Raw genomic sequence first — 7367 nt, 5'->3', positions numbered from 1 at the left:
GCGCCGCTCGTCAGGCACGTCGTGCCGGTATGGTTCCGGGGATTGTTTTTGGTGGTGACAACGATCCGCTGCCGATCAATCTGCCCTTCAACAAGCTGCTGAAAATGTTGAAAGCTGGTCGCTTTAAGTCGACCCTGTTCAACATGAAGGTCGAAGGCCACGAGGACGTGCGCGTCATCTGCCGCGACGTGCAGCGCGACGTCGTTAAGGACCTGCCCACGCATGTGGACTTCATGCGCCTGCGCCGCACGACCAAGATCAACCTGTTCATCGGTGTTGAAGTGGATGGCGAAGACGTCTCACCGGGTCTGAAAAAAGGCGGCGTGCTGTCGTTGGTGCGCCCCGAGGTGGAACTGGTTGTAACCGCTGGTGACATCCCTGAAAGCATCAGCATCGACGTCAGCGAAGCCGAAGTCGGCGACAGCATCACCATCTCGTCGGTGACGCTGCCAACAGGCGCCAAGCCAACGATTGACCGCGACTTCGTGATTGCAACGATCACCGCACCGTCCGGCCTGCGGTCGTCCGAGAACGAAGAAGGCGGCGAAGAGGAAGCTGAAGAAGTCACCGAAGAGGGTGGCGAAGAATAAAGCGTCCTGTCACGGACCGACATTGCGAGGGCCGCTCCGGATTGGGGCGGCCCTTTTCTTTTTGTGAGGCGGAGGCCGGTCCGTTAACTAGCAATAAGTCGCTTGGTGCAAAGGTTAACACTTTCCAATGTGTTAACGGCGTTGGAAGGGGCAATTTATGGAGTTTCTGAGCGAAAACGTGCAGTTGGTGAAAACCGTTCGAAAACCGGGTGCGTCAGGCAGACCAAAATGCGCGGTTTCTGCGCGAAAATGTGCAGTTTCGTTTATCGATCGGCACAAATCTCAATTGCACGGTGTCTATACGCTTGGCTGGACCACCCCTGCCCCCTTCCCTATGCTGCGCCGCAACATGACACGGGGGACGGAATGAAGCTCATCGTCGGACTGGGGAACCCGGGCGCGAAATACGCCCGCAACCGGCACAATATCGGGTTCATGGTTCTGGACCAGATCGCAGCAGATCATGGCTTCCCCGCGTGGAAGTCCAAGCATCAGGGCGTGGTGTCCGAAGGACGTTTCGGATCAGATCGGGTGGTCCTTCTAAAGCCTGAAACCTACATGAACAAGTCGGGCGACAGCGTGGGCGCCGCGATGCGATTCTACAAGCTGGACGCCCAGGATGTCATTGTTTTGCATGACGAAATCGATCTAGCCCCAGGCAAGGTGCGCTGGAAAGTTGGTGGTGGTCATGCTGGTCACAACGGGTTGCGATCCCTGCATGCACATATTGGCGCCGACTACGCACGCATCCGCTTGGGCGTCGGTCATCCCGGCCACAAGGATGCTGTGCCCGGCTATGTGCTGCGGGACTTTCCCAAGGCCGATGAGGCATGGCTAGATGACGTGGTCCGTGGGTGTTCGGATGGGGCACCCCATCTTGCCGTTGGGGATGGGGCAAAGTTCATGAATGCCGTAGCCCTCCGAACCGCACCGCCAAGATCGGGAACGGGCAAGGAAAAAACAGGTCAATCAACCACATCCAACGCGAAACAAGAAGAGATACCAGACACGCGATCCCCCCTGCAAAAACTGATGGACCGCTTCTCATGAGCTTGACCCAAGCCTTTCTCGATCAATCCGAAACCTGCTCGCGTATGGGTTCTCCGCTCATGGGGCGCGTCTTGAAAATTCTAGCCAATCGGTGGGATGCAACCAGCGTTCTGGGTCGGAAAATGGCCGAGTATCAGGGGGATATTGGTCCAGCGGGCCATTCGCTTCCGCTGCGGATCGGTGGCGGACTGCACGCGCTTGTTCTTCAGGCCAAAGACTGTGATTTAGTGGCCGCCTATCCTCCGAACACCGCAGATGATGAAACGCTTGAGGAAGCAGTCGTTAACGCTCTCAAAAAAAACGAAGAGTTCTTCCTCGACTGGACTTTGAACGCCCCCCAGACGAACGAGGTGCGGCGCAGCGCGGCGCTGATTGCCATGGCTCACGTCGCGGCCTATCATTTCGACCGCCCCATCGTTCTATCAGAACTGGGCGCCAGCGGTGGTCTGAACCTCATGTGGGATCACTTCGCACTCGAAGCAAACGGTCATCGCTTCGGCTCGCAAGATCCTGTTCTCAAATTGAAACCCGAATGGTCAGGTCCTGTGCCGCCAATGAATTGTCCGCAGATTGCGGATAGGTCAGGCGTCGATCTCAACCCGTTGAACCTCAAAGATGAAGCGGACACACTCCGCCTTTTGTCCTACCTCTGGGCCGACCAGCCGCATCGGGTGAAGCTGACACGCGCAGCTATGTCGGTCCTGTCTGCCCATGTGGACATGGGGGACGCCATTGACTGGCTCGAAACCCGCCTTGCTTCCGCCCCCGAGGGGCATATGCACATGATCCAGCATACGGTTGCTTGGCAGTACTTTCCCAAAGAAAAACAGGATCATGGCACAGCACTGATCGAAGCGGCGGGCGCAAAGGCAACGCGTGAAACACCTCTTGCCTGGATGCAAATGGAAACAGATGGTGACACAACCGGCGCCGTTGGCGCGGCTCTGACCTTGCGGCTCTGGCCCGGCAACGTCACTTTAAACCTCGGCCGCGCCGACTTTCACGGTCGTTGGATCAACTGGACAGGCTGACGCCAAGGTAAAATTGCCTGACGATACAGCCCTGTGAATAAGTGCGCAGGGCGGAGGAAAAAGATGCGAATTATTGTAAAATGGATAGTGCGAGCAGTCATTGCGTTGATTATTGCAGTTGCTCTGGTTGCTTTTTGGAAGCGTGAAGAGATCACGCGATTGCTCGCAGTCAACTCTTTGTTCGACGAAAATCGGATCGTATCGAATTTCTCCAACATGGACGGGGCATTTCTCCACAGAGAAATCTCAAGGGGTTCGGGATCAGTCAGCCCGTTGCCCGTGGGCGCAGCTATGAAAATGCCCGCTGCTTACGAAACCTGGGTCATTGAAAGGACAGTCACATCGACGCTGGTGCTCAAAGACGGAAAAATCGTGCACGAAGCGTATTACCAAGGCACGGAACCCGATGACCGACGGATCAGTTGGTCTGTCGCCAAAAGCTATCTCTCAGCGCTGTTCGGTATTCTGGTCGAGGAAGGCGCCATCACGTCGCTGGATGCGCCCGTTACCGACTACGCCCCCATGCTCGAAGGCGGAGCCTATGATGGCGCCACAATCCGCAATGTTCTGCAAATGACCAGCGGTGTCACCTTTGACGAAGACTATCTGGATTATGATAGCGATATCAATCGGATGGGCCGTGTTCTCGCCTTGGGTGGAGAGATGGATGATTTTGCGGCCGGGCTGACCGAGACCTTCGAGCAACCGGGCGAAACATGGCAATATACGTCAATCGACACCCACATTGTTGGAATGGTTGCGCGCGGCGCAACGGGGCGAGATATCCCCGATCTGATGGCCGAAAAGCTGATTGAGCCACTCGGGCTTGACCAATCACCACTCTATCTGACGGACGGCGTCGGTGTCGCCTTTGTGCTGGGAGGTCTGAATATTACCACGCGGGATTACGCCCGTTTTGGGCAGATGATTCTGCAAAACGGCAGTTGGCAAGGGCAACAGATCGTTCCAGCAAACTGGATCGCCTCCTCAACCCAAGCCAGCGCACCAACCAAACCGGGCCGCATCGGCTATGGATATCAATGGTGGATTCCCGTTGGTGCAACCGAAGGTCAGTTCATGGGGCGTGGTATCTACGGGCAATACCTCTATATCGATCAGCAGGCAGGTGTCGTGATCGTCACAACTGCGGCTGACCGCCAGTTCCGCGAGGCGGGAGTGAACGAAGCCAACATCGACATGTTCCGCGAGATCGTGGCCGCAACGGAGTGAGAGATGGAACCGGATGAAAGCGTCAACGTATTGGGCACCGAACTACAGGTGTGCGGCATAGACCCGGTCACAGGCTTCTTCCGGGATGGGCACTGCAACACTTGTGCTGCCGACCAAGGCAGCCACACGGTCTGCGCGGTAATGTCAGCGGAATTCCTGGCCTATTCCAAATATGTGGGCAATGACCTGAGTTCGCCACGCCCCGAATACCGCTTTGCGGGACTGAACCCCGGCGATAGCTGGTGCTTGTGTGCTTCACGTTTCTTGCAGGCCCATGACGAAGGATGCGCGCCCCAAGTGAACTTAAAGGCGACGCACAAGCGCGCGCTGGAAATCGTTCCGTTGGAGGTGCTGACCGGATACGCGGTCTAGATCACTCTACGTTGCGCCCTTCGGGCCCAGACATGTCAAAACCAAGGTGACGGGCCACAGTAAAGATATCCTTGTCCCCGCGCCCACACATGTTCATGCATATGATGTGATCTGACGGCAGGTTTGGCGCGATTTTCATAACGTGTGCCAGGGCGTGGCTGGGTTCGAGTGCTGGAATGATCCCTTCGGTCGTGCAGCACAACTGAAACGCTTCCAGCGCCTCGACATCCGTGATCGACACGTACTCCGCCCGTCCAATGTCATGCAACCACGCGTGCTCGGGCCCGATACCGGGATAGTCGAGCCCTGCTGAGATGGAAAAACCTTCGAGGATCTGGCCATCGTCATCTTGCAGCAAGTATGTGCGGTTACCATGCAAGACTCCGGGACGCCCGCCGGTTAGCGAGGCGCAATGTTCCATCTTGGCATTCACACCCTTGCCGCCCGCTTCGACGCCAATGATCCCAACCTCTTTTTCATCGAGGAAGGGAAAGAAAAGGCCCATCGCATTCGATCCGCCGCCGATGGCCGCGATGACCGTGTCGGGGAAACGCCCCTCAGCCTCGACCATCTGTTCACGGACTTCCTTACCGATGATGCTTTGGAAATCGCGGACCATGGCTGGATACGGGTGCGGCCCCGCCACCGTGCCGATGCAATAGAAGGTGTCGCGTACGTTGGTCACCCAGTCGCGCAAGGCATCATTCATCGCGTCCTTGAGCGTACCCCGACCACTGGTCACCGGGATCACTTCCGCGCCAAGCAGTTTCATACGGAACACGTTGGGGGCCTGACGTTCCACGTCATGCGCGCCCATGTAAACAACGCACTTCAAACCAAATTTCGCACAAACAGTAGCCGTGGCCACACCGTGCTGCCCTGCCCCGGTTTCCGCGATGATCCGGGTTTTGCCCATACGACGGGCCAGGATGATTTGGCCGAGCACGTTGTTGATCTTGTGGGCACCCGTATGGTTCAGCTCGTCCCGCTTCATATAGATCTTCGCGCCACCCAGATGATCAGTGAGGCGTTCAGCAAAGTAGAGCGGGCTGGGACGACCGACATAGTGCTTCCACAAATGGTCCATCTCGGCCCAGAAGCTATCGTCAGTCTTTGCCTTTTCGTATTCCTCTTCCAAGGACAGGATCAGCGGCATCAGTGTTTCGGACACGAAACGTCCACCAAAGTCTCCAAAGCGCCCATTTTCATCCGGGCCGGTCATGAAGGAATTGAAAAGATCGTTTGCCATCGGGCACCTCGCTTGCAGAACCTTTGACCTAGCGGGGTTAACCGGCCGGGTAAAGGGTCAGCTGACGGTCTTTGCGACGGCCAAAAAGTCGCGGATCAGGCCCGCATCCTTTTGTCCAGGCGCTGTTTCCACGGCCGAGCTCAGGTCGATCTGCTGCGCACCAGTCGCAGCAACAGCCTGTGCGACATTGTCTTGGGTCAGCCCACCCGCCAACATCCATGGCACCGGCCAGCGCCTGCCGGAAATCAAGCTCCAGTCAAAGATTTGCCCGTTGCCACCGGGTCGATCTGCGCCTTTGGGCGCCTTAGTATCGACCAATATCTGATCCGCCACCCGGCCATAGTCATCAAGGAACGCCAGATCAGACGTATCCGCCACACCAACAGCCTTCATCACCGGAAGGCCGTAGCGTTCCTTAATCTGCGCGACCCGCTCGGGTGTCTCATGGCCATGCAGTTGCAGCATGTCCAAGGGAACACTCGCGATCAACTCATCGAGGAACGCATCATCCGGATCGACGACAAGAGCGACCTTGGCAACACCGGGCGGAACTTCCACTGCTAGAGATCGCGCGGTTTCAAGGGTCACATTCCGCGGCGATTTTGGGAAAAAGACAAAGCCGATGTAAGTCGCCCCCGCATCTACTGCAGCAGACACGTGCTCGGGGCGGCTAAGGCCGCAAATCTTAACAGACAGCTTTGACATAGGGGCAGGCTTAGCTGGCTTCGTCCAGAAGAGCCAGCACCTCATCCTTACCTTCGTGCTTTTCGGATTTCAGACGCTTCACTTCACGTCCAAGCCGACGCACCTCGCGGGCGTTGCGGGAGTTTTCTGCGCGGACTGCGTGCTCTCGCATCCACTCCCACACAAAACCAACCAGCAAACCAGCTATGATGCCGCCAAAGATCACCACGAAAAGCGGCAACTCTACGCTCGGGGTCACTGCAAACAGGCCCGCAATCTCGGTTGGCAGCAGCTTGAGGGTCACCATGCCACGATTGGCCAATGCAACGGCGATCAAAGCCACCGCAAAGACGGCAATACAGGCATAACGAATGTAGCGCATCAGGCTTTCCCGTTTAGGCGATCGCGCAGCAACTTGCCCGTCTTGAAAAAGGGTACGTGTTTCTCTTCAACCTCTACAGTCTCACCCGTGCGAGGGTTCCGACCTGTGCGCGCATCCCGCTTCTTAACCGAAAACGCGCCAAATCCACGCAGCTCGACCCGATCACCACGCGCCATCGCGTTGGTCACTTCGTCGAATATGGTATTTACGATCCGCTCCACGTCTCTTTGATACAGGTGTGGATTTTCATCCGCGATCTTCTGGATCAGCTCTGATCGGATCATTCTAAATACCTCCCGAGAGACTCGGTTTTTTATCTCTTAGCGTCCGGTAACTATAGGAACAAACGGGCCTTTCGGGAATAGGCCCATTCTGGGCGAAGCCAGTTTTTTTGATGCCTGAACTGCGCCGTGGCACGAAAATCAGCATTGACGCGCTGCCACATCCCAAGATGCAGCATTCTGCACAGACGAACCGCTGGATGATTCGACTCGGTCTCAGAAAAACCAAAAGGGGCCCCGAGGGGCCCCTAGTTCACACACCGTATGGGTGCAATTCTTACTCGTCGCCCTTCAGAGCGGCACCAAGGATATCGCCCAGCGATGCACCGCTGTCGGACGATCCGTACTGTTCCACAGCTTCTTTCTCTTCGGCGATTTCACGCGCCTTGATCGAGACACCCAGACGGCGGGTCTTGCTGTCGATGTTGGTGATGCGGACATCTACCTTGTCACCGACCGAGAAACGCTCGGGGCGCTGTTCGGCACGGTCACGCGACA

At 56.7% G+C, this 7367-nt stretch carries 10 protein-coding genes; 5 read left to right on the top strand and 5 right to left on the bottom strand.

All coding sequences use genetic code 11. The features are described 5' to 3' along the window. The 5 genes from AC6RA8_RS19790 to AC6RA8_RS19770 form a co-directional block, all read left to right on the top strand. Nucleotides 1–590: 50S ribosomal protein L25/general stress protein Ctc (locus AC6RA8_RS19790; RefSeq protein WP_500355149.1), on the top strand; the 590-nt coding region annotated here is incomplete at its 5' end. A 366-nt stretch (nt 591–956) separates the two neighbouring features. Beyond that, entirely contained in the window at nt 957–1640 is a 684-nt protein-coding gene (pth, locus tag AC6RA8_RS19785; protein ID WP_500355147.1) for an aminoacyl-tRNA hydrolase, read from the top strand. Beyond that, the gene (locus tag AC6RA8_RS19780; protein ID WP_500355145.1) at nt 1637–2671 is read left to right on the top strand and encodes a DUF2332 domain-containing protein; all 1035 of its coding nucleotides are present in this window, start codon (nt 1637–1639) and stop codon (nt 2669–2671) included. Before pth ends, AC6RA8_RS19780 begins: the two co-directional genes overlap by 4 nt. A gap of 63 nt (nt 2672–2734) precedes the next feature. Then, the gene (locus AC6RA8_RS19775; RefSeq protein WP_500355143.1) at nt 2735–3901 is read left to right on the top strand and encodes a serine hydrolase domain-containing protein; all 1167 of its coding nucleotides are present in this window, start codon (nt 2735–2737) and stop codon (nt 3899–3901) included. Between the two features lie 3 nt (nt 3902–3904). Beyond that, a complete protein-coding gene (locus AC6RA8_RS19770; RefSeq protein WP_500355141.1) occupies nt 3905–4273 on the top strand; it encodes a DUF2237 family protein in 369 nt (122 codons plus the stop codon). 1 nt (nt 4274) lies between these two features. Here AC6RA8_RS19770 and trpB read toward each other — a convergent pair whose 3' ends face one another. The 5 genes from trpB to AC6RA8_RS19745 form a co-directional block, all read right to left on the bottom strand. Next, complete coding sequence (gene trpB, locus AC6RA8_RS19765; RefSeq protein WP_500355140.1) at nt 4275–5522, bottom strand: tryptophan synthase subunit beta; 1248 nt, start codon at nt 5520–5522, stop codon at nt 4275–4277. A gap of 57 nt (nt 5523–5579) precedes the next feature. Beyond that, complete coding sequence (locus AC6RA8_RS19760) at nt 5580–6227, bottom strand: phosphoribosylanthranilate isomerase (RefSeq protein ID WP_500355139.1); 648 nt, start codon at nt 6225–6227, stop codon at nt 5580–5582. 10 nt (nt 6228–6237) lie between these two features. Beyond that, nucleotides 6238–6588: a LapA family protein gene (locus tag AC6RA8_RS19755; protein WP_500355137.1), complete on the bottom strand. Its 351-nt coding sequence runs from the start codon at nt 6586–6588 to the stop codon at nt 6238–6240. After that, complete coding sequence (gene ihfB / locus AC6RA8_RS19750; protein WP_189369183.1) at nt 6588–6872, bottom strand: integration host factor subunit beta; 285 nt, start codon at nt 6870–6872, stop codon at nt 6588–6590. The genes AC6RA8_RS19755 and ihfB overlap by 1 nt, the downstream gene beginning before the upstream one ends. A gap of 274 nt (nt 6873–7146) precedes the next feature. After that, nucleotides 7147–7367 (bottom strand): S1 RNA-binding domain-containing protein (locus tag AC6RA8_RS19745; RefSeq protein WP_500355135.1); only part of this gene is annotated, 221 nt, incomplete at its 5' end.

It is taken from the genome of Tateyamaria sp. (assembly GCF_059783535.1).
The sequence above is the reverse complement of the archived record's forward strand: the minus strand, read 5'-3'. Positions and strand labels throughout refer to the sequence as shown.

Excerpts from the sequence above, each read along its gene's own strand:
- pth (WP_500355147.1), top strand. The coding sequence starts at position 957 with ATGAAGCTCATCGTCGGACTGGGGAACCCGGGCGCGAAATACGCCCGC.
- AC6RA8_RS19780 (WP_500355145.1), top strand. The coding sequence starts at position 1,637 with ATGAGCTTGACCCAAGCCTTTCTCGATCAATCCGAAACCTGCTCGCGT.
- AC6RA8_RS19775 (WP_500355143.1), top strand. The coding sequence starts at position 2,735 with ATGCGAATTATTGTAAAATGGATAGTGCGAGCAGTCATTGCGTTGATT.
- AC6RA8_RS19770 (WP_500355141.1), top strand. The coding sequence starts at position 3,905 with ATGGAACCGGATGAAAGCGTCAACGTATTGGGCACCGAACTACAGGTG.
- trpB (WP_500355140.1), bottom strand. The coding sequence starts at position 5,522 with ATGGCAAACGATCTTTTCAATTCCTTCATGACCGGCCCGGATGAAAAT.
- AC6RA8_RS19760 (WP_500355139.1), bottom strand. The coding sequence starts at position 6,227 with ATGTCAAAGCTGTCTGTTAAGATTTGCGGCCTTAGCCGCCCCGAGCAC.
- AC6RA8_RS19755 (WP_500355137.1), bottom strand. The coding sequence starts at position 6,588 with ATGCGCTACATTCGTTATGCCTGTATTGCCGTCTTTGCGGTGGCTTTG.
- ihfB (WP_189369183.1), bottom strand. The coding sequence starts at position 6,872 with ATGATCCGATCAGAGCTGATCCAGAAGATCGCGGATGAAAATCCACAC.